The sequence below is a fragment of the Lysobacter sp. KIS68-7 genome, from assembly GCF_021284745.1.
GTDB lineage: Bacteria > Pseudomonadota > Gammaproteobacteria > Xanthomonadales > Xanthomonadaceae > Noviluteimonas.
The window spans coordinates 2,878,836-2,904,870 of sequence record NZ_CP089925.1 but is presented as its reverse complement, the minus strand read 5'-3'; the positions used below and the strand labels follow the sequence as shown (position 1 = coordinate 2,904,870).

Here is a 26,035-nt window from a genome sequence, read left to right as displayed (position 1 = left end):
GAGTCAGCGCCATGTCCGCCCATCCCTTGGTCCGTGCCCGCCTGCTGGCTCCGGCGTTTGCGTTCTGCGCAACGCTGCTGTCGCTGCCCTCCGCGGCCGTCTCCATCCCGGATACGCCGCTGCAGACCGGCACGGCGTACCCGCCGCCGAACATCATGTTCATCATCGACGACTCCGGGTCGATGCAATGGGACTTCATGCCCGGCGCGAACTCGTCGAGCGAACTGCCCGCGGTCAGCCCGTCGAACATCGCGATCAACGCGTACAACCGCAACACGCTCTACTACAACCCCAACATCAACTACCTCCCGTGGATCAAGTCGGACCAGTCGCGCTACACGGGCGGCCTGTCGTACACCACGCTCAGCGCCTACGGCGATGACAGCCTGTTGTCGGGCGCGGTCAACCTGTCCAGCAGCAATCGCCTGTTCTACGTGCCGAAGGACCAGCCGACCTCGGGCACGCAGTTCGACTATTCGAAGACGGCCTCGTACTGGCGTTACTACATCCCGGCGGGTGGCAACACCATGCTGAAGTCGTCGTACGCCACGGTCACCGGCACGTACGGCAACAACTACTCGACGTTCCCGAAGACCGGTGGCACCGCCATCGGCGCAGCCACGGGCGGCGCGACCTCCTTCACGTTCACCGTCGCGGCGAACACCCAGAACATCACGTTCTCGACCACCGGCGGCTCCTACGGCCAGAACACCAACCGCGACGACAGCAAGGGCAAGGGCGCCTCGCTGGCGCTGTTCGATCCCACCGGCGCCTCGGCCTGCAACTCCGCCGGCAACGGCAACGACGAGAGCTGTTCGATCGACTTCCCGGCCCTGGGCACGTGGACGGTGACCGTCACGGCGGCCAGCGGTTACAAGAACGTCACGCTCAACGGCAAGTACGACAACACCAACCGTTGCCCCGGTACCGGCAGCACCAGCGCGACGACCGACTGGGTCGACTGCGTGGCGGCCCAGCCGGACGTGCACAACGACAACGGCACGATCACGCAGCGCTCGCTGGTCAACGAACTGGTCAACTACGCGACCTGGTACTCCTACCACCGCACGCGCATCAAGGTGGCCAAGGCCGGCGCGAGCGAAGCCTTCAGCCGCCTGAACTCCAACCTGCGCGTGGGCTATGACTCGATCTGGAACCGCAACCCGTACCTGATCCCGGTGGGCATCAGCAACGGCGTGTTCCAGGGTGCCAACCGCGACAACTGGTACGCGCACCTGATCGCCGCCGACGCGAGCCAAGGCACGCCGCTGAAGGGTGCGTTGCAACGCACCGGCGACTACTTCTCCGACAGCTCCTCGACCGGCCCGTGGGGCCCGGAGAGCGGCAACAACCAGATCAGCTGCCGCCAGAACTTCGCGATCCTCACCACCGATGGCTACTGGAACGACGATTCCGGCTACACCCACCCGGTGGGCGACACGGACAAGACGGCCGGCCCGACGATCACCGACGGGGCCGACCTGAGCTACACCTACAACCCGCTGAAGCCCTTCATCGACAACTTCAGCGGCAGCACCAACTCGCGCGGCGACACGCTCGCCGACGTGGCCATGTACTACTGGAAGCGCGACCTGGTGACCACGCTCACCAACAACGTGCCGTACTCCAACGCAGACCCCGCGTTCTGGCAGCACATGGTCACCTTCGGCGTGTCGATCGGCCTGCAGGGCCGCCTGAATCCGAAGACCGACCTCGGCGCGATCACGCTGGGCACCAGTCGCTGGGGCGATCCGACCGACGCCGAAGACGCCGACCGCATCGACGACCTGTGGCACGCCTCGATCAACGGCCACGGCAGCTTCGTCAGCGCGCGCGACCCGCAGGAGTTCGCGCAGGCGCTGGCCGATGCGCTCGCGACTGTGCAGGCGCGCAACGGTTCGGCCTCGAACGTGACCGCGAACACCACCTCGTTCATTAGTGGCTCGCGCGTCTACCAGGCGCGTTACGTGTCGGGTAAGTGGATCGGCGAGCTTGCCGCGTACGACGCCACTGCTTCCGGTGCCGCCGCCACGCCTGCGTGGGTCGGCTCGGCCGGCATCACGTATACCGGGCGCAAGGTCTTCACCTGGAACGGCACCGCGGGCGCGACCTTCCCGACGACGGCGCAGACCACGTCGCTCGCCCGGACCACCGGCATCGCGCCGGTCACCGGCGCCCTCAACGTCAACTACATCCTGGGCGATACGTCCGGCGAACGCCGCATGGGCGGGACCCTGCGCAGCCGCGACGTGCTGCTGGGCGACATCGTCAACTCCTCGCCGATGTACGTGGCCGATACCAACACGCTGTACGTCGGCGCCAACGACGGCATGCTGCACGCCTTCGACGCCGGCGACACCAGCCTCGCCACGACCACCGACGGCAAGGAACTGTTCGCCTACGTGCCGAGCGGCATCGACTTCACGGCGCTGTCCACCTACAGCGACCCGCAGTACGTGCACCACTACTTCGTCGATGGCCCGGTGGTGGTGTCCTCGCGCAAGCAGACGCCGGCGCAGAACATCCTGGTGGGCGCGCTCGGCCGCGGCGGCAAGGGCCTGTTTGCCCTCAACGTCACCGACCCGGCGAACTTCGGCGCGACCAACGCCATCTGGGAGCTGCGCGACAACGGCGGCGACATGGGCATGGTCACCGGCGATCCGCTGATCGTGACGCTCAACGACGCGGCGAAGACGAAGGCCGTGATCGTCAGCAACGGCTTCAACAGCACCAACCAGCATGCGGTCCTGTTCATCATCGACCTGATGACCGGCAGCGTGCTCAAGAAGATCGACACCGGCGTGGGCGGCGACAACGGCCTGTCCGAACCGCGCGGCCGCGACGTCGACGGCAACGGCACGGTGGACGTGGTGTATGCGGGCGACCTGAAGGGCAACCTCTGGAAGTTCGACCTCGCCGGCACGACCGCGGCCACCTGGACGATCGCGCTCGGTGGCAGCCCGATGTACACCACGCGCAGCAACCAGCCGATCACCACGGGCCTGGCCATCGCGCGCAACCCGGTGGACGGCCGCTCGTGGGTCTTCTTCGGCACGGGCCGCTACCTGTCGGTCGGCGACGTCAGCGACAACACCGTGCAGTCGCTGTACGGCATCATCGACAGCAACACGACGGTCACCGAATCCAACCTGCAGGCGCGCGACATCCCGCTGGTGGGCGTCATCGCCGGCCGCAAGGTGCGTTCCTTCGAGCAGAACAATCCGCTGCCCGCGGGCAAGAAGGGTTGGGTGCTCGACCTGGACACCCCGACGGCCGGCGAACGCGTGGTGGTGCGTCCGCAGATGCGCGGCGCCGCGCTGGTGGCCTCGAGCATGACGCCGCCGACGGCCTCGACCTGCGACGCCGGCGGCAGCGGCTACATCAACGCGCTCGACGCCTTCACCGGTACCGCGCTGGTCGAACCGTTCTTCGACGCGGACGGCAACGGCACCTTCGACAACGGCGACAAGCTCGGCAGCGGTTCGGGCGCGACGGGCGTCGGCTCGCTGGGCACCGGCAACGGCAGCCCGACGAAGGGCGTGTTCATCGGGAACACGATCTTCTATAGCAAGACCGACGGCGGCGACGGCGACGAAAAGACCAACAACTCCGGCGGCCTGGCACGCCGCGTCCAGTGGCGCGAAATCCTCCAGGACTGATCCATGCACGCATATCGGAACAAGAAGCGCACCGAAGCAGGCTTCACCCTGCTGGAACTGATGATCGTGGTCATGATCGTCGCGATCCTCGCGGCCCTGGCCATCTCCGGCTACGACTTCGCGACGCGCAAATCGCGTCGCGCGGCGGCCAAGTCCTGCCTGACCGAAGCGGCCGGTGCGCTGGAGCGCTTCTACACGGTCAACCAGACCTACGTCGGTGCGGCTTACACGTGCTCGGGCGACGTGAACCAGTACTACACGGTGAGCTACACCCTGGCCGCGGGCACCTTCACGGCGACCGCCACGCCGCAGGGCAAGCAGGCCAAGGACACCTGCGGGACCTTGTCGCTCGACAACACCATGTTGAAGACGCCCGCCGGCAACGATTGCTGGTGACCGTCGCCTGCGACTGGTAAAACCTTCGCCCATGGAGACGGGCGAAGGGCATGTCCGCCGCACCATCGAAGCGGTGTGGCGGATCGAATCGACGAAACTGATCGCGGGCCTCGCGCGCATGGTGCGCGACGTCGGGTTGGCGGAAGAACTCGCGCAGGACGCGTTCCTGGCCGCGATCGAACACTGGACGACGCAAGGCGTGCCCGACAAACCGGGCGCGTGGCTGATGGCGACCGCCAAGCGCCGCGCGATCGACCGCCTGCGCCAGCACCAGCTGCACGCACGCAAGCAGCAGGACATCGACCACGACGAGGATTGGCAGCCCGCGCTCGCCGGCGCCGACCCCGAAGCCGCGGCCGACGACATCATCGGCGACGACGTGCTGCGCCTGGTGTTCACCGCCTGCCATCCCGTGCTCTCGGTCGAAGCGCAGGTCGCGCTCACGCTGCGCCTGCTGGGCGGACTGACCACCGAGGAAATCGCGCGCGCCTGCCTCGTGCCCGAGGCGACCGTCGCGCAACGCATCGTGCGCGCCAAACGCACGCTCGCCGAAGCGAAGGTGCCCTTCGAAACTCCGGGCCGCGAAGAATTGCCGCAGCGCCTGTCGGCGGTGCTCGGCGTGGTCTACCTGATCTTCAACGAAGGCTATGCCGCGACCAGCGGCGAACACTGGATGCGCCCCACGCTGTGCGAAGAGGCCTTGCGCCTGGGCCGCATCCTCGCCGCGGTGGATCCGGACGAGGCGGACGTGCACGGCCTGCTTGCGCTGATGGAGCTGCAGGCCTCGCGCCTGCACGCGCGGACGCAGGCCGACGGCACGCCGATCCTGCTCGCCGACCAGGACCGCATGCGCTGGGATCGCCTGTACATCCAGCGGGGACTTGCATCGCTCGCACGGGCCGAGCGCCTCGGCGGTGCGGGGAATCCGTATGCGTTGCAGGCGGCGATCGCGGCCTGCCACGCGCGCGCGCCGACGTCGGCCGACACCGATTGGGCGCGCATCGCGGCGCTCTACGACACGCTGGCCCAACGCATGCCTTCGCCGGTGGTGGAGCTCAATCGCGCCGTGGCCTACGCGATGGCGTTCGGGCCGCAGGCGGGGCTGGACCTGGCGGACACGCTCGTCGATGCGCCTGCGCTGCGGGACTACCACCTGTTGCCCAGCGTGCGCGGCGATCTGCTCGCCAGGCTCGGCCGCCTGCGCGAAGCGCGCGTGGAATTCGAGCGCGCCGCGGGGCTGGCGCGCAACGAACGCGAAGCCCGGTTGCTGCGTGAACGGGCAGCGGCGATCGTCGACTGAGCGTGCATGCTCCTCGTGCGACGCTGGCGCCATGCCCGTCGACCCGCGCGATCCCGCCACGCAACACACGCACAGTCGCGGCGCCTGCCACCTGTACGTGTTTCCCTGCGCCTACGAAGACCTGCTGAAGCTGGGCTTTTCGCGCGATCCGCTCGCGCGCCTGCAGCAGTTGCATCCGCGCTGGTTCGAGTTCTTCGACCTGGATCGCGCGCTTGCGGTGGACACCGAATCGGTGCCGGATGCACGCGCGCTCGAGCTGCGGTTCAAGCACCTGCTGGACGCGCACAACGCACCGCAGCCCCTGACCGTGCACGATGCCGCGGGCGGCAAGGGCGAGTGGTATCGCGGCGCCTACGCGCAGCTCGCCGAGGCGATCCGGACCTTGGGCGAGGCGGGATACACGGTGCACGCGCCATTGCGCCCGTGGCTGCGCAACGCGCTCGAGCGCCGCGCCGATCTGTTGTTCTCCTGGACCAGCGCGATGCTCGATCCGGATGCGATGGCCGGCATCGCGCAGTCGGCCGTCATTCCGCCGACACCGGCGCTGCGGCTCGTGCGCGATGCGCTGGACGCGTACGACGCGCTGGGGATCGACCTGGCGCCGTGGCTGCCGCCGTCGGTGCATGACTGGCATCGCGCCACAACTGGATGACCGAATACGCACGCCATGGGCGCCACGCTTCAGCCGCGGCGGCAAGGGCGCGTGCGGTGAGGCGCGAGCCGTCGGCGGGCAGGGCGCGTTGCAGCACGAGGTCGTCGGCGGGGAACGCATCCGGATGGCCGAGCGCGCGCATCGCGATGTAGTGCGCGGTCCATGGGCCGATGCCGGGGAGGGCGGTCCAACGTTCGACGAATTCCTCGAGCGTGGCGTCGGTGCGGAAATCCACGTCGCCCTCGAGCACCGCGCGTGCCACGCCTCGGATCGTCTTCGCGCGTGCGGAGATCAGGCCGATGGATTCCAGGTCCGCGTCCGCCAGCGCGGCCGCGGTGGGGAACAGATGGCCGAGCCCCGGTGCTGCTTCGTTCGCCAGCGGCGTGCCCCAGCGCTGCGCCACGCGCATCGCCATCGTGCGCGCCGCGGCGACGCTGATCTGCTGGCCGAGGATCGCGCGCACGGCGAGTTCGAAACCGTCCCACGCGCTGGGCAGCCGCACGCCCGGCGCCGCGTCGACCAGCGCACTCAGGCGCGGATGCACCGATAAAGCGTCGGCGATCGTGCGCGGTTCCGCATCGAGGTCGAACATGCGGCGCACGCGCGCCACCACCTCCAGCAGGCGTGCGGGCGGCACGCCGTGCACCTGCAGGCGCAGCGCGTGCGGATCCTTGGCATCGCGCGTCACGCAGAGCCAACCGGGCGCATCGCCTTCGGCCATGGGCGCGATTAGGCGCGCATAGGCATCGTGGTCCACCTGCTCGACGCCCGGCAGCGCACGCGTGCGCAGGAAGGCGAGCATCGCTTCGAAATCGTAGGGTGGTCGGAATCCCAGACGCAGGCCCAACGTGTCGTCGACCTGCGAGGGCTCGCGTTTGCGCAACTCGCGCGGGGCCATGCGATAGGCCTCGTGGAAGACGGTGTTGAACCGGCGCAGGCTGCCGAAGCCCGCGGCGAGCGCGACCTGCGTGATCGGCATCGTCGTTTCGGTGAGCAGTTGCTTGGCGAACAGCAGTCGACGCGTCGCATGCACGCCGCTCGGCGGCGCACCGAGGCGTTCGACGAACAAGCGTCGCAACTGTCGTTCCCCCAGATGCACGCGATCGGCCAGTACGGCGAGCGGTTGTTCGGCCAGCAGGCCCGCATCGATCAGCTTCAGTGCGCGCGCCATTGCATCGTCGCCGCGCCGCCACGCTCCGTCGCCCGGCGCGAGTTCGGGCCTGCAGCGCAAGCACGGGCGGAAGCCCGCCGCTTCGGCTGCCGCCGCGCTCGGGTAATAGATGATGTTGCGCGGCTTCGGCGCAGGCGCGGGACATACGGGCCGGCAATAGATGCGCGTGCTGGTGACGCCGGTGAAGAACAGGCCGTCGAAGCGCGGGTCGCGGCTCAAACGTGCCTGTTCGCACACCTGTGCGCTGGGCATGTGGACGCCGGGCATGGTCGTGCTCGTGAGAATTGCGGCGGTCGACATGCGGGCACCTTAGCACCGCGCCCGCATGCCGACTCGCCGGATTCGGACATCACTGCTCAGTCGAGCGGCGTGGCGCGAAAGACGACGAAACGGCCGGTCGCGTTGTCGATCGCCTGGCCGGTGATGACGCCGAAGTCGTCGATGTCGTTCGCGGTGAGGATGGTCGCGTCGTCGCCTTCGGTGATCATCGCTTGCAGGTCGCGCATCGTGCCGCGCGTCCACACGAAGCCGCGGCACACGCCTGCGCTGTTGCACGACTGGCCCACTACGCGGCCGAGTTCGTTCATGCCGCTCGCCTGGCTCGTGCTGTCGCCGGGCAATGTGCCGAGATCGACGATGCCCGTCCTGCGCGTCCACAGGAACGCATGCGGTGCGAAGTCGATGCCCGCCACCGTGTTCCCGAAGCCCGCGATGTCGCCGCGCAGGTTGATCGCGACCGGTGTGTTCCAGGCATCGCCGCCGATGTCGCCGAGGTTGTGCGGCACGCGATTGCGCCACACCACGGCATGGCGCGCGCTGCGTTGCCCGACCGCGATGTCGCAGATGCCGGAGATGCCGACGATCTCGCCGAGATCGTTGATGGCGGTCGCCGCGCTCGTGCTGTCGCCGGGCAAGGGCGGCAGCTCCGTGGGCTTTCCATCGAGTCCCCATCGCACCGCGCGGAACTGCAACTGCTGCGGCGCCACGCAGGTGGGGTCGTGCACCGTGTTTTCCGCCCAGCCCACGGTGAACCCGAAGTTGTTGGTGCCGCTGGCGAATCCGTGCGTGCCGCCCAACGTCGGCAGCGGCGTCATCACGTTGTTGCGCCAGCGGAAGCCCAGGCAACGCACACCGGTGCGCGTGGCCGCGGGGAAGAAGAACCCGCAGCTCCAGGTTTCGTTCAAGGGATCGGGTTCGTTGGTCTGCGCGATGCCGCTGACGATGCCGACGATGTTCTTCACGGGGAACACCACGACGCTGTTGGGGCCGCCGAGGGTCTGCAGATCGGTGACGGTGTCGCCGCGCCAGAGGGTGGCGTGGCGCGACTGGTTACCGGTGAGGTTGCCGCGGCCGGTGATCCAGCCCCGGTCGTTGATCGAGTTGCCGGTGGCGGAGGTGCCGCCGAGGCCGGTGAGGATGTCGAGCGAGTAGCGGGTCTGCGCCTGGACACCGGTCGCGCAGGCCAGCGCGACGGCGGCAGGGAGCAGGCGCCGGGCGAGGGAGGTATGCATCATGGCTGTCTCCTTGGGGGGAGGGTGCAGGCCGGCTCCGGAACGACGCGAGGGCATGCAGGTGCATCCCACGCTTCCGGCATAGGCGTTGCTCGCCGCATTCGGACATCATCCCCCTGCACCCCACGGGAGCTCAGCCATGTTGCGATCCGCTTTGCTGCTTGCAGGCCTGTCCCTCTCCGCGATCGCCGCAGCGCAGCAAGCGCCGCCACCGGCGCCGAATACCGCCGAATGTGCGGTCTGGGCGCGCGAATCGAGCTTCGCCAAGAGCGTCGAGGACCATGACGCCAAAGCCTTCGCCGAACACCTGCATGCCGATGCGAGCTTCATCAGCGGTCGCGATTCGGTCGCGCGCGGGCGTGATGCCGTCGTGGCCGACTGGTCCTCGCTCATCGAAGGCAAGGACGTGCGCCTGCATTGGTATCCCGATGCGGTGACGGCGACGGGCGACACTGGGGTGGCGGTGTCGCGCGGCCCGTACTGGATGGAGAACCTCGCGCCGGATGCGAAGGACAAGTGGATGGCCGGGCGTTTCATCTCCACCTGGGTGCGCGACGCGCAGGGCACGTGGCACGTGCTCTACGACGGCGGTGGCGGCAACGTGCCGAAGCCGGCCACGAAAGAAGACATCGACAAGCTCGTGGCCGGGCGCAAGGCCTGCCCGACGGCGGCGCAATGAGCGAAGCGGCGTTCGCGCGCCTGCCTTTCGCGCTGCCCGACGCGCAGCGCAACGCGTTGGCGGCCGCCTATGCGTCGCCGCCGCGTGCGTACCACAACGCCAGGCACGTCGACGAAGTGCTGCGCCACTACGCCAGTGTGTCGGCCGGGCCGGGCTGGCTGCAGCCGGTCGAAGTCGCCTTCGCAGTGCTGTACCACGATGCGATCTACATCGCCGGCGCGAAGGACAACGAAGCGCGCTCGGCGGATCTCGCGCGCGACCATCTTGCGCAATGGTGGCCGAAGGTCGATGCGGAACAGGTCGCCACGCTGATCGATCTCACCGCGCGGCACGGCACCCTCTCGCAGGCCGACGTGCCCGATCCCGACGCGCGCCTGTTCCTGGATTGCGACATGGCGATCCTCGGTGCGCCGCCTTCGGAATTCGACGCCTACGACCGCGCCATCACCGCCGAGTATCGCGGCGTGGTGCCGGGTTGGTTGTTCGCGGTGAATCGCAAGCGTTTCCTGAAGGGCGTGCTCGCACGCGAACGCATCTACCTCAGCGACTTCTTCCACGAACGCCTGGATGCGCAGGCGCGGGCGAACCTGCGTCGCGCCATCACCACCAAGCGCTAGGGCGCAGTCCACTGCGGGAATGTTCAGCGACGCCCCGGGAAGACGAATGCGCCGGGAGGGAAATGCAGGTCGTTATCCTGATGGCGATCCAGCAGCGGGATGGTCGGATGGAGATCGAGGGGTTTGGAAGCGCGACACGCGAGCTGGTCGACGGTTTCGAGCAGCGGATCGGCTTCTCGCTGCCGGACGATTACAAGGAATTCCTGCATTTGCACAATGGGGGAAGTGCAAAGAGGGGATACCCCACTTTCATTCTTGAGGCCTTGGGGGAGGAAGTGCCCTTGGACGTGTTGTATGGATTAGGCGTGGATGAGGCGTTGGATTTGCGGGGATGGTTCGATGAGTATGAGAAGGAGTTGATGCCTGGCAGCATCATCATTGGCAGTGGTGCCTGCGGGGGCATGGTGACGCTGGTCGACAATGCAGACCTCAAGGGAGTCTATTTCTGGGATCATGCATTCGCGTTCCCGCCATCCGACGAAGAAGGGAACACGTATTACGTCGCGGAGAGCTTCCAGGCGTTCATTGATTATCTGAATCTCCCGGAACCCGACTGACATTTGCTTTCGGCGTCCTACTGCGACGACGTTCCCTGCACGCGATCCTCCGCTGCCAGGCGCGCACGCAGGCTGCCCGATACACCGGTGCCCACTTCGAGCGGCACGTGCAGGTTGCCCGCCGTATGCGGCGCTTCCGGCGCCTGCGACATCTGCAGTTCGCGCGTCATCACGGAAGTCACGCCTTCGGTGAGCCGCGGTGCGAGTTGCTGCGCGAACGCCGCCGCGATCGCAGGGGCGCCCACGGTCACTTCATCGCGCGGGGAGATCACCACATCGACGATCGCACGCACGACGCGGTCGGCGTCGGTCACCGGATAGGGCCGCAAGGCATGCCCGGTGTAGTTCGCCGCATGATCGTAGAAGGAGGTGTCGGTCGCCATCGGCAGCACCGCGCACACCCGGATGTCGTGTTCGCCATGTGCGCGCAGTTCCTGCCGCAGCGAGGCGCACAGGCCCATCACGCCGTACTTCGACGCGCAGAACGAGCCGTAGTAGGGCGCCGGCGTGCGGCCGAGCATCGCCGCCACGTTGACGAGCGTGCCCGTCTGCATGCGCCGGAAGTGCTTCATCGCGACGTGGCTGCCGCTGATGGTGCCGCCCAGGTTGGTGGCGATGACGCGCAGGTGATCGTCCAGCGGGATTTCGTCGAAGCGCCCGATCGCGGCGACGCCTGCGTTGTTGATCCAGGCATCGATGCGGCCGTAGCGGCCGAGCGCTGCGCGCGCGAGGTTTTCCACGTCGCGCGGATCGCCGACGTTGGTGGTCACCGGCAATGCATCGCCGAGCTCGTCCGCCAGCGCATGCAGCAAGTGCGTGCGGCGCGCGGCGAGCACGAGCGTGGCGCCTTCGGCGGCGAGCGCGCGGGCGACGCCCTTGCCGATGCCGCTGGACGCGCCGGTGACGACGATCGTTTTGCCTTTCAGCTTGTCGGTCATCGCGCGCGTCCTTCGGTGGGGCCTGGGTGCAGGATCGCGCCGGCCGTGTTGGTTCCGCGTTCACGTCGCCCCCACGGCGCCTGCCGGAGCCTGCGCGTCCGGATGGCGCCTTCGGGCGCGTTGGAACAGGCAACAGGGGGCACGTCATGACCAGGAAGAACCGCCGTCGACTGCGCGTCATCACCGCGCGCGCCATGATGTGCGCGGTGCTGTTCGCCGCACTCGGGGCGACGGGCTATCGCGACGCCTCCGATCCGGATGGCACCGATCCGGGGCAATCGGCGTCGATCGCGCCGTAATTTGCGCGCCCTGAGGCCCCTGTCGCGGCCCAGGTGACTTCAAGCAGGGTGCCGAACCGGCGGCCGTGTGGCATCGTCGCGCGATCCCTTGGAAGGACCTGCCTGACCATGCTTCGTCGCTCCCTGCTGCCGCTCGCGCTCGCGACCGTCCTCGTTGCCCCCGCCGCTTTCGCGGCAGGCCAGAAAACCGAAAAGGCCCCCGGCCAGGGCGACCTCACCGACTTCACCTACCAGACCGGCCTGCCGCGCGCGCCGGAGCAGGAAGCGGTGGTGTTCGAGAACGCCGACCTGTCGTTCAAACTCGATCCTTCGAAGGAATCGCTCGCCGGCGACGCGAAGCTGACCTTCCGCGCGACCAAGCCGATCGACAAGCTCGTCGTCGAGTTGGACCGCAACTACAACGTCTCCAGCGTGGAAGTCGACGGCCAGCCGGTCGCGAAGGGCACGTGGACCAATCCCGAAGGCCGCATGTACGTGCCGCTGGCCAAGCCGCTTGCCGCGGGCCAGGCCGCCACGCTGCGCATCGTGTACGACGGCCACCCGCACGTTGCCAAGCGCGCGCCGTGGGACGGCGGTTTCGTGTGGTCGAAGGCGCCGACCGGCGAACCGTGGTTCGTCAGCGCGATCCAGGGCAACGGTTGCGACCTGTTCTGGCCGTGCATCGACCACCCGCAGGGCGAGCCGTTGCAGGTCGACCAACACGTCACCGTGCCCGCGCCGCTGGTGTCCGCCGGCAACGGCGTGGCGATGGGCATGGACGAAAAGGATGGCTGGCGCACCTACCACTGGCGCACGAAGAACCCGGACACCTACGCGATCGCGATCAACGTCGGTCCGTATGAAGTGATGCAGGCCGATTACAAGTCGCGCTACGGCAACACCATCCCGCTGCGCTACTGGTACCTGAAGAGCGACGACCCGGCGAAGGTGAAGGGCCTGTTCGCCGAGTTCTCTTCCATCCTCGATTTCTTCGAAGAGAAGATCGGCCCGTATCCCTTCGCCGACGAAAAGATGGGCGTGGTGGAAACCCCGCACCTGGGCATGGAGCACCAGACCATCAATGCCTACGGCAACGAGTACAAGAAGTCCGAGTACGGCTACGACTGGCTGCTGCAGCACGAATTCGCGCACGAGTGGTTCGGCAACCAGCTGACCAACAAGGACTGGGACGACATGTGGCTGCACGAGGGCTACGGCACCTACATGCAGCCGCTGTACATGCAGTGGCTGCGCGGCGACATGGAATACCACGCCAACCTGATGAAGCAGCGCGCCACGCTGGCGAACGTGCATCCGATCGTCAGCGACAAGCCGATGCGCGAAGAGGACGTGTACAGCGACGAAGTCGGCCCGGGCCACGACATCTATTACAAGGCGTCGCTGGTGATGGACACGCTGCGCCATTTGCTGGGCGACAAGGACTTCTTCGCCGTCACGCGCCAGATCGTGTACGGCAGGACCGATCCGAAGCCGGGTAACTTCAAGCCGCTGTATGCCAGTACGCGGGATTACATCGCCGCGGTGAAGCAGGTGACGGACAAGGACTACCAGTGGTTCTTCGACGTGTACCTGTACCAGCCGAAGCTGCCGGAACTGATCGCCACGCGCAACGGCGACCGCCTCGACCTGCGCTGGCAGGTGCCGGGCAACAAGCCGTTCCCGATGCCGGTGGAAGTGCGCGTCGGCGACAAGGTGGAGACCGTCGCGATGGCGAACGGGCAGGGCAGCCTGCCGATCCAGGCGCATGAGAGCTATACGCTCGATCCGCATTCGCTCGTGCTGCGCCAGCTGCCGCACATCGACGCGTTCCAGCAGGACAAGAGCGAGCGCGAGAAGGAAGACGCCCGCAAGAAGGCGGCGGGGGGCGGTTGATGACGACCGTCGTCGGCATCCTGATCCTGATCGTTTGCCTCTGGCTGGCCTTCAAGGTGGTGGGCGTGCTGATCAAGATCGCCTTGTGGGCCGTGGTCATCGGCGGCATCTACTGGCTGCTGGCGCCGTATTTCGGGTGGCCCTGGCCGCCGTTCTGATCCGCGCATGACGGGCATTCGCGCACAATGCGCGGATGCACGTCCTCCGCTACGACAATCGGTTCCTCGAACTGCCGGGCGACCCGGACCTGTCGCCGGGCATCCGCCAGGTGGCGGGGGCGTGGTCGCGCGTGCGGCCCACGCCCGTGCCGGCACCGCGACTGATCGCGCATTCGCGCGAGATGGCGGCGATCCTCGGCTTCAGCGAGGCGGACGTCGCCACGCAGGAATTCGCGCTGGTCTTCGGCGGCAATGCGCAATGGCCGGGGATGGATCCGTTCGCGGTGAACTACGGCGGGCATCAGTTCGGCCACTGGGCGGGCCAACTGGGCGACGGGCGTGCGATCACGTTGGGTGAAACGCTCGATGCGCAAGGACAGCGTTGGGAGCTGCAACTGAAAGGCGCAGGTCCGACCCCGTATTCGCGTTCCGCGGATGGTCGCGCCGTGCTGCGTTCCTCGATCCGCGAATTCCTCTGCAGCGAAGCGATGCACCACCTCGGCGTGCCGACCACGCGGGCGCTGAGCCTGGTCGCGACCGGCGAGGACGTCGTGCGCGACATGTTCTACGACGGCCATCCGAAATCCGAACCCGGCGCGATCGTGTGCCGCGTCGCGCCGTCCTTCATCCGCTTCGGCAATTTCGAACTGCCTTATTCGCGCGGCGATCTCGACCTGCTGCGCCGGCTTGCGGATTTCTGCATCGCGCGCGATTTCCCCGAGCTGGAAGGCGAGGGCGAAGCGCTGTACGGCGATTGGTTCGCCACCGTGTGCGAGCGCACCGCGGTGCTGATGGCGCACTGGATGCGCGTGGGCTTCGTGCACGGGGTGATGAACACCGACAACCTGTCGATCCTCGGCCTCACCATCGATTACGGGCCGTACGGCTGGATCGACGACTTCGATCCGGACTGGACGCCCAACACCACCGATGCCGGCGGGCGTCGCTATCGCTTCGGCTGGCAACCGAAGATCGCGCACTGGAACCTCACGCGCCTGGCGCATGCGATCTCGCCCCTGTTCTCCGACGTGGCGCCGCTCAACGAAGGCTTGCAGCGCTACATGGATCGCTTCGTCGAAGAGGATCGCAACAACACGGCGCGCAAGCTCGGCTACGGCGAATGCACGGATGCGGACATCCAAACGATGCAGGCCCTGCAGGCATTGCTGCAGGTGGCGGAAGTGGACATGACGCTGTGGTTCCGCGCGCTGGGGCGGTTCGATCCGCAGGGCGACATCGGCGCGCAGCTCGAAACGCTGTTCGATGCCACCTGGTACGACGAAGCCAAGCGTGCGCAGGCCGCACCGGCGTTCCTCGAATGGTTGCAGCGCCACGCGGCGCGCCTGCGCGAAGATCCATCGACGCCCGCCGAACGCCGCACGCGCATGGACGCGGCGAACCCGAAGTACGTCCTGCGCAACTACCTCGCGCAGGAAGTCATCGACCGTGCGGAGCAGGGCGACGAGGCCGGCGTCGCCGAGCTGCTCGACGTGATGCGCCGCCCCTACGACGAACAGCCGGGCCGCGAGCGATTCGCGCAACGCCGCCCGGACTGGGCGCGCGACCGTGCGGGCTGTTCGATGCTGAGCTGCAGCTCCTGACCGATCCACTAAACTGCGCGCATGCCCCTGATCACCCTACAACGCGTCGACTACGGCGTCGGCGGCCCGCTGCTGCTGGACGGCATCGACCTGTCCATCGAACCCGGCGAGCGCATCGCCCTCATCGGCCGCAACGGCGCCGGCAAATCCACCCTGCTCAAGCTGCTGGCGGGCGAGATCCGCCCGGACGACGGCGAAGTGCGCGTGGAAGGCGGCCGCCGCATCGCGCGCCTGGAGCAGGAAGTGCCCGGCGACATGGCGGGCACCGTGTTCGATGTGGTCGCCGGCGGTCTTGGCGAAACCGGTGCCTTGCTCGCCGAGTTCCACCACATCAGCCACGCCGAACACGTCGACACCGCCGCGCTCGCGCGCGTGCAGGCCAAGATGGAAGCCGCGCATGCGTGGGACATGGACCGCCGCGTCGAAGAGATGCTCCATCGCCTGTCGATCGACGGCGACGCCGCATTCGGTTCGCTCTCCGGCGGACGCAAACGCCGCGTGCTGCTGGCGCGCGCCCTCGTCTCCGCGCCCGACCTGCTGCTGCTCGACGAACCGACCAACCACCTCGACATCGAATCCATCGAGTGGCTGGAAGCCTTCCTCAAGGGCTGGAACGGCGCACTCGTGTTCGTCACCCACGACCGTCGCTTCCTGCGCGCGCTCGCCACGCGCATCGTCGAGATCGATCGCGGCAACGTGACCAGCTGGCCTGGCGACTACGACAACTACCAGCGCCGCCGCGAGGAACGCGCCAACGCCGAAGCGCAGGAGAACGCGCGCTTCGACAAGCTGCTGGCGCAGGAAGAAGTGTGGATCCGCCAAGGCATCAAGGCTCGTCGCACGCGCGACGAGGGCCGCGTGCGCCGACTCGAAGCGATGCGCAACGAACGCGCCGCGCGCCGCGAACAGATGGGCCGCGTGCGCATGGAAGCCTCGCAGGGCGAGGCGTCGGGCAAGAAGGTCATCGAAGTGAAGGACGTGTCCTTCGCCTACGACGGGCGGCCGATCGTGCAGGACCTCTCCACGAAGATCCTGCGCGGCGATCGCGTGGGCCTCGTCGGACCGAACGGCAGCGGCAAGACCACGCTGCTGCGCCTGCTGCTCGGGCAGCTCAAGCCCGATGCGGGCGAAGTGAAGCCCGGCACCGGCTTGGAGATCGCGTACTTCGACCAGCAACGCGCCGCGCTGCGCGAAGACTGGAACGCGATGGAGAACGTGGCCGGCGGCAGCGACACGGTGGACGTCGGCGGGCGCAAGAAACACGTGCTCGGCTACCTGCAGGATTTCCTGTTCACGCCGGAGCGTGCGCGCGCGCCGATCACGCGCTTGTCGGGCGGCGAGCGCAATCGCCTGCTGCTCGCGCGTTTGTTCGCGCAACCGTCCAACCTGCTGGTGATGGACGAACCGACCAACGACCTCGACGTCGAAACGCTCGAACTACTCGAAGAACTGCTCGCCGACTACGCAGGCACGCTGTTGCTCGTCAGCCACGACCGCGACTTCCTCGACAGCGTGGTGACCTCCACGCTGGTGATGGAAGGCGACGGGCGCGTCGGCGAATACGTGGGCGGTTACACCGATTGGCTGCGGCAACGGCCGGAGCCCACGCAGGCGAAACCGGCGGCACCCGTCGCGGCGCCCGTCAAGCAAGCGCGTGCACCGGAGCCCGCGAAGCGCCGCCTCTCCTACAAGGAACAGCGCGAGCTGGAAACCCTGCCGGTCCAGATCGAACAACTCGAACGCGACGTCGCCGAACTCACCGAAGCGATGCACGACCCCGCGTTCTACCAGCGCGAAGCGCAGATGATCGTCTCGCATAACTCGCGCCTGGCCGAAACGCAGGCCGCGCTCGATCGCGCCTATGCGCGCTGGATGGAACTCGACGCGGGCTGACGATCAGTCTGCCGCCGCCGCGTCGATCTCGTCGAACACCGACTCGGGCAGCGCGATGAAGGACCAGAAGGGAATGTGGCGCTCGCCCCATTCCTGCGCGCTTTCCTCGAGGATCTCCAGCAGCGTGTCGAAGTCCTCGGTGCCGCCCTGCTGCAGGTCGCCACCGTTCTCGAACAACAGCGTGAAGCCCGCGGCGGGCAGCCAAGACAGATCGCGCAGGCTGTCCGCCAGCGCATCCCAGTTGCGCCCGAAGGTGCCCGGGAAGTCCAGCGCCGTCGCGATGCGCAGCAGCAACGTGGACTTGTCCGCGCCGCCCAGGTCGATGCGCCGCACCTGCAAGCCCGCATCGCGCGCGGCGACGCCCAAGGTATCGAGGTCGTCGGTGGTGACGAAGTAGACGCCCGCGTTTTCGGCATCGGCGAGGCCGAGTTCCCAACCCGACTCGCTCATCGAATGCCTCCGGCGCGCGTCACATCCAGCGCGCCCACGCTGAAGGAACGGAAGCTGTCGTAGTGATCGTCCGTGTAGTACCAGACTTCGGGCGGAGAACCGCCGGTGATGATGCGGCGCGCACCGCGCGAGCGCTCGCCCGGAGTTTCGACCGTGTACTCGCGGTAATAGCCGCGCGACTGCGAGGGCAGGTGGCCTTCGCGATTGCCGAACGTGCTGCCGTCCTGGCGATTGTCGAACGGACCGCCGTGCGCGATGCGCGCGATGGTGTCGTGGGCTTCGGCGGGCAACCATGCAGGCAGGCCCGCGAGCGCGCTGTCGTCGGCGGGCGAGCGCAGCTGCACCTGGCTGGCGGGCGCGGAAGCGGCGGGTGGCGTCGTGTGTTCCAGCGGCGGCGATTTCACCGGGCGCGGCCACAGCAGCCAGCCAGCGAACAGCAGCGCGGCGGCCACCCAGACCCAGGGATTGCGCAGGTGTCGACGCATGACGCTCTCCATTGCGATGCACCGCGCACCATACTCCACCCGGTCCGGATGAGGTGTCGACAGCGCCATGGCGGCCACCCGCAATATCTTCTTCGCGTTCGCACCCGAGCCGACGTTGCGCCACAGGCTCGCGCTGGAAACCGCGCGTCTTCACGCCGAATGGGGCGGGCGACGAACGCAGGAGGCGAAGCTGCACATGACGCTGGTGTTCCTCGATGCGTTCCCGGATCCGCTGCCCGACGACATCCTCCGGGCCGCACGCGCCGCCGCCGACACGATCGCGCTGCCGCCGTTCGACCTCGTCGTGGACCGCGCCGACCGCTTCGGCAGGCGCATCGGCTGGCTCGGCTGTTCGCACCTGCCCGATGCACTGCAGCAATTGCATGACGCGCTTGCGCAGGCCTGCCGCGAGCGCGAGGTACCGATGAAGAAAGAGGACCGCTACGTCCCGCACATCACGGCACTGCGCGCCCCGCGCCGCCCCGAACCGCATGCGATCGGCCCGCTGCCCTGGCACGTGGGGCATTTCGAATTGATGGCGAGCGGGGAAGGGGCGTACGAGACATTGGGCCGCTGGCCTCTGGCATGATCCGCCGCATGAAGACCGACCCGCGCATCGACGCCTACATCGCCAAGCAAGCCGACTTCGCGCGGCCCATCCTCGAACACGTCCGCGCCGCCGTGCACGAAGCCTGCCCCGACGTGGAAGAAACGCTGAAGTGGAGCATGCCGACCTTCCTGTACGGCGGCGGCATCCTGTGCGGCATGGCGGCGTTCAAGCAACACGCCTCGTTCGGTTACTGGAAGCACGCGCTGGTGGTGGGCGAGGGCGAACCGCGCGATGGCATGGGAAGCTACGGCAAGCTCACCTCGGTCAAGGAGCTGCCGCCGAAGAAGACCCTGATCGCGCACATCAAGCGCGCGATGCAACTCAACCTGGACAACGTGAAGTCGCCGGCGCAGCGCAAGACCGCACCGAAGCCGCCGCCGGAAGCGCCGGAAGACCTGCTCGCCGCGCTGAAGAAGAATGCGAAGGCGAGGAAGACGTTCGAAGCGTTTCCGCCGAGTGCGCAACGGGATTACGTCGAATGGATTATCGAGGCGAAGCGGGAAGAAACGCGCAAGACGCGCCTCGCGCAGGCGGTCGAATGGCTGGCGGAAGGCAAGCGCCGGAATTGGAAATACGAGAACTGCTAGGCGGCAGGCAGCCCCCACGTCCCGCGCAGAGGACCGACACGCAGTCCGTTGTCGCGACTGCAGGGCGGCCATGGATGGCCACCCGGGCGGAGCTCCGGTTGCATGGATGCGGCTTGAAGGCGCTCCGACAGGCGCGATAACGGACTGCGTGGCGGTCCGACGTTCTGGTGTCGCGCTCTTGCCTCTAAGCAGTCACTCAGCCAGGAACCGCCCACACCCGCGATACGTCGTCCCGCCCACATCCAGCGTCGCAGCGACCGGAAACGCGTCATCGCTCATCCCGTCACTGCACGCCTTGCGCTCCAACACCAAGCGCACCTTCGACCCGTCGGTCGCGGTCCCCGCATAACCGAGCAGACCGGAGAGCGCCTGCGCCTTCGGCACATCGACCACGCGCTTTCCGTAGTCGAGCGTGGCATCCATCGTCGGCGCCTCGCCGCGCCCGACTTCAACCACCCACCCCGGCTCGTTGCCGATCGCACGAAACGCCACGCCACGCTTCTTCGCCACATCCCACGGCGAACCCGCCTGCGGCGGCGTATCCGCGCGCACGCAATCCAGCTTGCCGCCGCCCTCGCGCGTGAGCGTGCCCTTGTCGCCCTTCGTCCAGAATTCGTTGCCGCGATGATCGGCATAGCGCGCACCGGAGGCCGACTGCGCCAGCGGCAGCGACATCGCACCTTCCGGTAATTGCAGGTCCACGCGCCCGCCCGCCATGTCGAAATCCGCAGCGAAGGTCATCTCGCCGCAGGTCCACGACGTGTGGTGGATGTTCGCAACCGGCGGCGGCGCGTCGCCCGCGCTCACGCGCGTCATGCGGAACTCGACGACCTTCGGATCGCCGGGCACCACCGGCACGCGCGTCTGCGTGACGAAAATCAGGTGTCCATCGGCGCCACGCAGCGATGCATGCAAGCCGTACTGCCCGTTCGGCCGGATCTTCGCCGGGTCGTACATCAGCGAGAAGTTGTACGGAGGTCCCGCCACATCCTCCAGCGTCGTCTCCGCGATCACCGCCTGCTGCGTATCGGCAAGCTGGTTGTCGATCAACTGCACGGTGAAGTCGTTCCCCGGCGGTAGCTTCAAGCGCTCCAGGAAATAGGCGCTGCCGTGGATGTAGTTCGATTCGGTCGGAATGGGCGCGACCGGGGAAGGCGCGGTTTCGCGCTCCGGGCAACCGGACAGGACCAAAGCAGCAACAAGCGCGACGAGGTAACGCATGGCAGGCTCCTGGCTGAACGCCGGCATCGTACGCCGCCGTCAAACCGCACGCCCTTCACGACGTGCGTGGCTTAAGTCTCCAGACATCCACGCGGAGCCAGGCCATGATCCGCAAGCTCGCCAACGGCCAATACCGGCTGTACTCGCGCAAGCTCGATCCGAAGACCCACAAGCGCAGGAACCTCGGCACGTTCTCCAGCCGCGCGGCGGCGGAGAAGCACGAGCGCGAGGTCCAGTATTTCAAGCGCCACTGACCTCCGTCAGGGCGCCGCGTCCACCCGCATCACCGGGTAGAGGTTGAAGCGCTCGTCCCACGAGGCGTGCTTGCGCGCGAAGAACGCCAGGCGCGCGTCGGGGTCCTTCGCGAAGGCGTCGTCCTTGAGTTTCGCTTCGAACTCGGCCTTCACCTTCGGATCCTTCAGCATCTCGCGGGCTACGTCTTCGGCGACGTAGGCCTCCATGTATTCCTTCTGCTCGAAGGCATTGTTGAACTCGCCCCACGCGGCGAGCGCGTCCGGCGCCTGCGGTTCCAGCAGCGCCATCACCAGCCGTGCCTTCGGCTGCGCGATCGGCACGAACAGCGCGCCGGCGCCGACGTCGCGCGTTTCCGGCGCCCACTGGCCTTCGAGGTTCAGGCGCTGGTGGCCTTCCACGGAATTGCCCGCGAACTTCGTGTTGGTCGCGCGGAACACCTGCACGTCGCGCTTGGCCAGCGCGTGATCGAGGGTGTCGAACTTGATCCCGTGGACCTTGAGCTTCTCGCCCACCCAGGCGGCATGCGCGGCGGGCACGATGTAACCGGCCTTCGGCGCCGTTGCCATGTGCCCCGGCTGCACGTCGTCGCGCAGCGGGATGTGCCAGACCTGCGGCTTGGTCTCGTCGTAATGCGTCATCAGGCCGCCGGAGATGTCCGAGTGCGTGCGCGTGTAGGCGTAACCGAGGAAGTCGATGGTGCGCACCTTGTCGCTCGCCGCGTAGTCGAGCGGCACCGGTTGGCCGGCGAGCGAACGCGCGTCGGCGGCCTGCGCGATCTTCATCCAGTCCTGGCCGTGCGCGGCGATCTGGCGGATGACCGAGAGCACCACGTCGTGCGTGGTCTTCACGCGATGCGGGTAATCGCGCCACGAATGCGTTTCGACCAACATGCCGAACCGGTTGCGCAGTTGGAAGTAACCGGTGGAGAAGCGCGGCGGCGACACGCCGTCGATGAAGCCGGATTCGGGATTGTCGTTCTCCACGAACGAGGGATAGAAGGCGACGGGCAGGGCGCCCTGCTTCTTCACTTCGTCGATCACCGTGTCGCGGAAGGTCTTGCCGGCAGCCTTCAATGCCTCGTCGCCCGCGTGCACGGGTTCGACCTGGATCGCGACGTCCTGCTGGAACTTCGCGCCGTCGGTGACGTGCAGGTCGATGTAGGCGATCGGGTCCCACGCCTCCACCAGGCGCAGCATCGCCTGCATTTCCGGCGTGTCGGCCTTCGCGTAGTCGCGGTTGAGGTTGTAGTTCTGCGCGGTGGTACGCCAGCCCATCTGCTCGGGGCCGCGCTGGTTCGGACGGTTCCAGGCGCCGAAGCGCTCGTGGCCGTCGATGTTGAACACGGGGACGAAGACGAGGACCTGCTTTTCCAGCGCGCCCTTGTCTTGCTTGCCATCGAGCAGCTCGCGCAATGCGAGGAAGCCCGCGTCCTTGCCGTCGATCTCGCCCGCATGGATGCCACCCTGCACGAGCAGCACCGGCAAGCCCTTCGCGCGCACCGCTTCCGGCGTCAGTGCACCGCTGCGCGACACGATCAGCGCCTTCATCGGCCGGCCTTCCGGTGTCGTGCCGAAGTCGACGCAACGCACCGCATCCGGATACGCCTTCGCGAACGCGCTGCACAGCGCGATCACTTCTTCGAAGCGCCCCGTGCGCACGAAGCCCGAGCGCTCCGACACCGTGGTGAGATCCGTCCTGGTGAGATCCGCGCTTGTGAGATCCGCGCTGGTGAGATCGGTCGACGCCGGCGCGGCATGCAGCGGCGCGAGGCAGGCGAGGAGGGCAGCAGCGAGCAGGGAGCGGGGCAGGGACATGGGGCATCGGCCGCGGGCAAGGGAACGGCGATGGTATCCAAACCGGGGGCGATTCCTTCGTGGCGTTGGTCATGCTGCTGCCAGTGCGCTGGCGGCAGGGCGCGAGGCTAAGATGGGCGCCTCTCCCAAGCACCGTTCGGACGCCGATGACCACCACCCTCTACTACGCCCCCGGTGCCGCGAGCATGGTGGTGCACTGGCTGATGATCGAACTCGGCGTGCCCTACGAGCTGCGCCTGGTCGACACCGCGGCCGGTGCGCAGAAGTCCCCGGAGTACCTCGCGTTGAATCCCAATGGCGTGGTGCCCACCCTGGTCCTGGACGACGTGCCGCGCTTCGAAGCCGCCGCGCTGCTGATGACGCTCGCCGACCGCGATCCGCAGCACCGCTTCGCCCCCGCGCACGACGACCCGCAGCGTGCCGACTACCACCAGTGGATGTTCCACCTCGCCAACGCGGTGCAACCGCTGTTCCGCAACTGGTGGTACCCGCATGAAGCCGCGGGCGAGGCGAACGCCGAACTCGTGCGCGCCTCCGTCGCGCCGAAGATCGCGCAAGCCTGGGATCGCCTCGACGCGCACATCGCGAAGAACGGCCCGTACATGCTGGGCGATCGCCTCAGCGCCGCCGATTTCTACCTCGCCATGCTGATGCGCTGGTCGCGCAACATGCCCAGGCCCGCGACACAGTGGCCGCATTTGCTCGCCTTCGCCGATCGCATGCGCGCACGCCCGTCCTTCGCGCGCCTGTACGAACTCGAAGGCCTGGCCGAATGGGGCAACGCCCCCGCCACGACGACCGCCTGACGCATGCAGACCTGGATCCTGATCGGCCTGACGGTGATCGTCTCGTGGATCGCCTTCGAGCGACCGCGCCTGATGGACCGCCTCACGCTGTGGCCGCCCGCCATCGCGCGCAAGCACGAGTACGACCGCCTGGTGACCTACGGCTTCGTGCATGCCGACTGGATGCACCTGTTGTTCAACATGTTCACGCTGTACTTCTTCGGCCCGCTGGCGGAGCGCTTCTACGGCGCGACGCTGGGGCCGCTGGCGTTTCCCTTGTTCTATCTCTCGGCGATGGTGGCCTCGATCCTGCCGACCTACCTGCGCCATCGCAACGACGCGCGGTATCGCAGCCTCGGCGCGTCGGGTGCGGTCTCGGCCGTACTGTTCACCTTCGTGCTGCTCAACCCGTGGGCGACCATCTACGTGTTCGTCCTGCCATGCCCGGCGATCATCTTCGGCGTGCTGTACCTCGGGTATTCGGCCTGGGCCGATCGCCAGGGGCACGGCAACGTCAACCACGCGGCGCACTTCTGGGGCGCGCTGTACGGCGTGGCGTTCGCGATCTTCGCCGAGCCGCGGCTGCCCGCGGCGTTCGTCGAGCGCTTGCTGTCGCCGGGGTCCTGAGTACTCACCCGCGCTGAATGTGCCCCGTGATATCCGGGGCGCGGGGACTGACTCGAGGAGGCGTCCATGGCGACCAAGAAGGCTGCGAAAAAAGCGGCCAGGAAGGCGACGAAGAAGACCGCGAAGAAGGCCGTGCGCAAGGCCGGTGCGAAGCGCACGGCAAAGAAGGCCGCGAAGAAGGTCGTGCGGAAGGCCGCCGTGAAGCGCACGGTGAAGAAGGCGGCGAAGAAGGCCGCGAAGAAGACCGCGCGCAAGGCAGTGAAGAAGACGGCGATCCGCCGCGCCGCTGCGAAAAAGACAGCGCGCAAGGCGGTGAAGAAGACCGCGACGCGCAAGGCCGCGGCGAAGAAAGTCGCGAAGAAGGCCACGAAGAAAGTCGCAGCCCGCAAGTCGCCGGCGAAGAAGGCCGCGAAGAAAGTCGTCCGCAAGGCCGCGGCCACGAAGCGGGTCGCCACGAAGAAGACCGTCGCTCGCAAGGCACCGCGCAAGCCGCGTGCCGTCCATGTCATTCCCGAGCCCGCGCACATCACGCCCGAGCAGGCGCTGGCCAACACGCGCGCGCTGCTGGAAGCCAAGCATGCGCACGATCGAGAGACGCCGGCGTGGCAACACATCGGCGAAGGCGGCAACCACGTGCCCGATCCGGGATTCCAGTCCGAGGAAGCGCGCATGAAGGCGAACGAACTGCACCAGGGCGAAACGCATCAGTCCGCCATCCAGGGCAGCATCGGCGCGACCGATCGCCAGAACCAGGGCAAGCGCGATGCCCGCGGGTGACCTGGGGCCGGTCCGGCACGAGGCGACGGGGCGGTTCACCGTCCTCGTCGACGGCCACGTGGCCGAGCTCGATTACCGGGTGGAAGGCGGCGCGATGACCCTCTTCCACACCGGCGTGCCGGAGGCGATCGGCGGGCGCGGCATCGCCGGCGAGCTGGTGCGCGTGGCGCTGGACCATGCGCGCGCCGCGGGGATGAAGGTGGTTCCGGCCTGCAGCTACGCCAAGGTCTGGATCGAGAAGCACCCGGAGTACCGCGACCTGCTTGCCTGAAGGCGAGGGCGGCCGCGCCGGTACAATGCGCGGCCCGTCCCCCGGCTCCCCGCATGCGCCTCAACAAGTTCATCAGCGACACCGGCGCCTGCTCGCGCCGCGAAGCCGACCGCCTCATCGCCGAGGGCCGCGTGCAGGTCAACGGCGTGCGGGCGCGCGTGGGCGCCGAAGTGGGCGAGGGCGACACGGTGCTGGTCGACGGCGAGGCCCTGAAGGCCCGCGCCGCTGCGGGGCCCGGCAAGCGCAAGCACGTCTACATCGCGCTGAACAAACCGGTCGGGATCACCTGCACCACCGAAACCACGGTGAAGGACAACATCGTGGAGTTCATCGGCCACGAGCAGCGCATCTTCCCGATCGGGCGCCTGGACAAGGATTCGGAAGGCCTGATCCTGCTGACCAGCAACGGCGACATCGTCAACGAGATCCTGCGCGCCGAGAACAAGCTGGAGAAGGAATACCTGGTGGCGATCAACCACCCGGTCACCGACGAATTCCTGCGCGGCATGGCCAAGGGCGTGCCCCTCCACGGGCAGCTGACCCTGCCGTGCAAGACCGGCAAGCTCGGCCGCTTCGGGTTCCGCATCGTGCTGGTGCAGGGCCTCAACCGGCAGATCCGCCTCATGGCCGCCCACTTCGGGCACCGCGTGAAGACCCTCATCCGCGTGAGGATCGGCAACGTGAAGCTCGCCCATTTGAAGGTCGGGCAGTGGCGCAACCTCACCGACCAGGAGCTCCGGGGCCTGATTCCGGGCCGCACGGAATGGTGATGCCCTCGACGGCTGCGTGAATGTTCCCTCTGCGTATTCACACTTCCGGGGCAAAGTAGGGTAAGGTGCGCCCACTGTTC

Annotated in this window: 26 protein-coding genes and 1 pseudogene; 20 read left to right on the top strand and 7 right to left on the bottom strand. The window is 67.6% G+C overall.

The window, feature by feature from the left end:
* Positions 1 to 11 precede the first annotated feature (11 nt).
* From LVB87_RS13975 to LVB87_RS15665, 4 genes and pseudogenes are all read left to right on the top strand, one after another.
* On the top strand, positions 12 to 3,659 hold the full coding sequence (locus LVB87_RS13975; protein ID WP_232898561.1) for a PilC/PilY family type IV pilus protein: 3,648 nt from the start codon (positions 12 to 14) through the stop codon (positions 3,657 to 3,659).
* Between the two features lie 3 nt (positions 3,660 to 3,662).
* Positions 3,663 to 4,055: a type IV pilin protein gene (locus tag LVB87_RS13970; RefSeq protein ID WP_232898560.1), complete on the top strand. Its 393-nt coding sequence runs from the start codon at positions 3,663 to 3,665 to the stop codon at positions 4,053 to 4,055.
* Between the two features lie 31 nt (positions 4,056 to 4,086).
* Positions 4,087 to 5,355 carry an RNA polymerase sigma factor gene (locus LVB87_RS13965; RefSeq protein WP_232898559.1) on the top strand — a complete coding sequence of 423 codons (1,269 nt, stop codon included), beginning with the start codon at positions 4,087 to 4,089 and terminating at the stop codon, positions 5,353 to 5,355.
* Positions 5,356 to 5,386: 31 nt separating this feature from the next.
* Positions 5,387 to 5,674: pseudogene (locus LVB87_RS15665) on the top strand (hypothetical protein); the annotation flags it as partial.
* A gap of 205 nt (positions 5,675 to 5,879) precedes the next feature.
* Here LVB87_RS15665 and LVB87_RS13960 read toward each other — a convergent pair.
* Both LVB87_RS13960 and LVB87_RS13955 read right to left on the bottom strand, forming a co-directional pair.
* On the bottom strand, positions 5,880 to 7,445 hold the full coding sequence (locus LVB87_RS13960) for an AlkA N-terminal domain-containing protein (protein WP_232900567.1): 1,566 nt from the start codon (positions 7,443 to 7,445) through the stop codon (positions 5,880 to 5,882).
* 89 nt (positions 7,446 to 7,534) lie between these two features.
* A complete protein-coding gene (locus LVB87_RS13955) occupies positions 7,535 to 8,692 on the bottom strand; it encodes a hypothetical protein (RefSeq protein WP_232898558.1) in 1,158 nt (385 codons plus the stop codon).
* Positions 8,693 to 8,828: 136 nt separating this feature from the next.
* Here LVB87_RS13955 and LVB87_RS13950 point away from each other — a divergent pair, with 136 nt between their 5' ends.
* The 3 genes from LVB87_RS13950 to LVB87_RS13940 all read left to right on the top strand — a co-directional run bounded on the left by LVB87_RS13950 (position 8,829) and on the right by LVB87_RS13940 (position 10,542).
* Positions 8,829 to 9,368, top strand: coding sequence for a DUF4440 domain-containing protein (locus tag LVB87_RS13950; protein WP_232898557.1), 540 nt, complete (start codon positions 8,829 to 8,831; stop codon positions 9,366 to 9,368).
* Positions 9,365 to 9,985 (top strand): hypothetical protein, encoded by a 621-nt coding sequence (locus tag LVB87_RS13945; protein ID WP_232898556.1) that lies wholly within the window; start codon positions 9,365 to 9,367, stop codon positions 9,983 to 9,985. The genes LVB87_RS13950 and LVB87_RS13945 overlap by 4 nt, the downstream gene beginning before the upstream one ends.
* Positions 9,986 to 10,047: 62 nt before the next feature.
* Complete coding sequence (locus tag LVB87_RS13940) at positions 10,048 to 10,542, top strand: SMI1/KNR4 family protein (RefSeq protein ID WP_232898555.1); 495 nt, start codon at positions 10,048 to 10,050, stop codon at positions 10,540 to 10,542.
* A 17-nt stretch (positions 10,543 to 10,559) separates the two neighbouring features.
* Here LVB87_RS13940 and LVB87_RS13935 read toward each other — a convergent pair whose 3' ends face one another.
* Positions 10,560 to 11,480 carry an SDR family NAD(P)-dependent oxidoreductase gene (locus tag LVB87_RS13935; RefSeq protein WP_232898554.1) on the bottom strand — a complete coding sequence of 307 codons (921 nt, stop codon included), beginning with the start codon at positions 11,478 to 11,480 and terminating at the stop codon, positions 10,560 to 10,562.
* Between the two features lie 146 nt (positions 11,481 to 11,626).
* Here LVB87_RS13935 and LVB87_RS13930 point away from each other — a divergent pair, with 146 nt between their 5' ends.
* The 5 genes from LVB87_RS13930 to abc-f all read left to right on the top strand — a co-directional run bounded on the left by LVB87_RS13930 (position 11,627) and on the right by abc-f (position 17,303).
* Complete coding sequence (locus LVB87_RS13930) at positions 11,627 to 11,779, top strand: hypothetical protein (RefSeq protein ID WP_232898553.1); 153 nt, start codon at positions 11,627 to 11,629, stop codon at positions 11,777 to 11,779.
* 108 nt (positions 11,780 to 11,887) lie between these two features.
* The gene (locus LVB87_RS13925; protein ID WP_232898552.1) at positions 11,888 to 13,651 is read left to right on the top strand and encodes a M1 family metallopeptidase; all 1,764 of its coding nucleotides are present in this window, start codon (positions 11,888 to 11,890) and stop codon (positions 13,649 to 13,651) included.
* Positions 13,651 to 13,809: a hypothetical protein gene (locus tag LVB87_RS13920; protein WP_232898551.1), complete on the top strand. Its 159-nt coding sequence runs from the start codon at positions 13,651 to 13,653 to the stop codon at positions 13,807 to 13,809. Before LVB87_RS13925 ends, LVB87_RS13920 begins: the two co-directional genes overlap by 1 nt.
* A gap of 35 nt (positions 13,810 to 13,844) precedes the next feature.
* The gene (locus LVB87_RS13915; protein ID WP_232898550.1) at positions 13,845 to 15,410 is read left to right on the top strand and encodes a YdiU family protein; all 1,566 of its coding nucleotides are present in this window, start codon (positions 13,845 to 13,847) and stop codon (positions 15,408 to 15,410) included.
* A gap of 21 nt (positions 15,411 to 15,431) precedes the next feature.
* Entirely contained in the window at positions 15,432 to 17,303 is a 1,872-nt protein-coding gene (gene abc-f, locus LVB87_RS13910; RefSeq protein ID WP_232898549.1) for a ribosomal protection-like ABC-F family protein, read from the top strand.
* Positions 17,304 to 17,306: 3 nt separating this feature from the next.
* On the opposite strand, the gene LVB87_RS13905 is transcribed toward abc-f, so the two are convergent.
* Both LVB87_RS13905 and LVB87_RS13900 read right to left on the bottom strand, forming a co-directional pair.
* The gene (locus tag LVB87_RS13905; RefSeq protein WP_232898548.1) at positions 17,307 to 17,753 is read right to left on the bottom strand and encodes a barstar family protein; all 447 of its coding nucleotides are present in this window, start codon (positions 17,751 to 17,753) and stop codon (positions 17,307 to 17,309) included.
* Complete coding sequence (locus tag LVB87_RS13900) at positions 17,750 to 18,238, bottom strand: ribonuclease domain-containing protein (RefSeq protein ID WP_232898547.1); 489 nt, start codon at positions 18,236 to 18,238, stop codon at positions 17,750 to 17,752. Before LVB87_RS13900 ends, LVB87_RS13905 begins: the two co-directional genes overlap by 4 nt.
* A 67-nt stretch (positions 18,239 to 18,305) precedes the next feature.
* Between LVB87_RS13900 and LVB87_RS13895 the strand changes: the two genes are divergently transcribed.
* Together LVB87_RS13895 and LVB87_RS13890 are read left to right on the top strand one after the other, a co-directional pair.
* Positions 18,306 to 18,827: a 2'-5' RNA ligase family protein gene (locus LVB87_RS13895; protein ID WP_232898546.1), complete on the top strand. Its 522-nt coding sequence runs from the start codon at positions 18,306 to 18,308 to the stop codon at positions 18,825 to 18,827.
* Between the two features lie 8 nt (positions 18,828 to 18,835).
* Positions 18,836 to 19,435, top strand: a complete 600-nt coding sequence (locus tag LVB87_RS13890) for a YdeI/OmpD-associated family protein (RefSeq protein WP_232898545.1) — start codon at positions 18,836 to 18,838, stop codon at positions 19,433 to 19,435.
* A 192-nt stretch (positions 19,436 to 19,627) separates the two neighbouring features.
* On the opposite strand, the gene LVB87_RS13885 is transcribed toward LVB87_RS13890, so the two are convergent.
* Positions 19,628 to 20,656, bottom strand: coding sequence for a YbaY family lipoprotein (locus LVB87_RS13885; RefSeq protein WP_232898544.1), 1,029 nt, complete (start codon positions 20,654 to 20,656; stop codon positions 19,628 to 19,630).
* Positions 20,657 to 20,760: 104 nt separating this feature from the next.
* On the opposite strand from LVB87_RS13885, the gene LVB87_RS13880 reads away from it, so the two are divergent.
* Positions 20,761 to 20,910 carry a hypothetical protein gene (locus LVB87_RS13880; RefSeq protein WP_232898543.1) on the top strand — a complete coding sequence of 50 codons (150 nt, stop codon included), beginning with the start codon at positions 20,761 to 20,763 and terminating at the stop codon, positions 20,908 to 20,910.
* Positions 20,911 to 20,916: 6 nt separating this feature from the next.
* On the opposite strand, the gene LVB87_RS13875 is transcribed toward LVB87_RS13880, so the two are convergent.
* Positions 20,917 to 22,719 (bottom strand): M14 family metallopeptidase, encoded by a 1,803-nt coding sequence (locus LVB87_RS13875; RefSeq protein WP_232900566.1) that lies wholly within the window; start codon positions 22,717 to 22,719, stop codon positions 20,917 to 20,919.
* Positions 22,720 to 22,871: 152 nt separating this feature from the next.
* Here LVB87_RS13875 and LVB87_RS13870 point away from each other — a divergent pair, with 152 nt between their 5' ends.
* From LVB87_RS13870 to LVB87_RS13850, 5 genes are all read left to right on the top strand, one after another.
* Complete coding sequence (locus LVB87_RS13870) at positions 22,872 to 23,531, top strand: glutathione S-transferase family protein (RefSeq protein ID WP_232898542.1); 660 nt, start codon at positions 22,872 to 22,874, stop codon at positions 23,529 to 23,531.
* A 3-nt stretch (positions 23,532 to 23,534) separates the two neighbouring features.
* On the top strand, positions 23,535 to 24,137 hold the full coding sequence (locus LVB87_RS13865) for a rhomboid family intramembrane serine protease (RefSeq protein WP_232898541.1): 603 nt from the start codon (positions 23,535 to 23,537) through the stop codon (positions 24,135 to 24,137).
* A gap of 66 nt (positions 24,138 to 24,203) precedes the next feature.
* Positions 24,204 to 24,914: a hypothetical protein gene (locus LVB87_RS13860; RefSeq protein WP_232898540.1), complete on the top strand. Its 711-nt coding sequence runs from the start codon at positions 24,204 to 24,206 to the stop codon at positions 24,912 to 24,914.
* Positions 24,901 to 25,185 (top strand): GNAT family N-acetyltransferase, encoded by a 285-nt coding sequence (locus LVB87_RS13855; protein WP_232898539.1) that lies wholly within the window; start codon positions 24,901 to 24,903, stop codon positions 25,183 to 25,185. Before LVB87_RS13860 ends, LVB87_RS13855 begins: the two co-directional genes overlap by 14 nt.
* 53 nt (positions 25,186 to 25,238) lie before the next feature.
* Positions 25,239 to 25,955: a pseudouridine synthase gene (locus LVB87_RS13850; protein ID WP_232898538.1), complete on the top strand. Its 717-nt coding sequence runs from the start codon at positions 25,239 to 25,241 to the stop codon at positions 25,953 to 25,955.
* Positions 25,956 to 26,035: the final 80 nt, after the last annotated feature.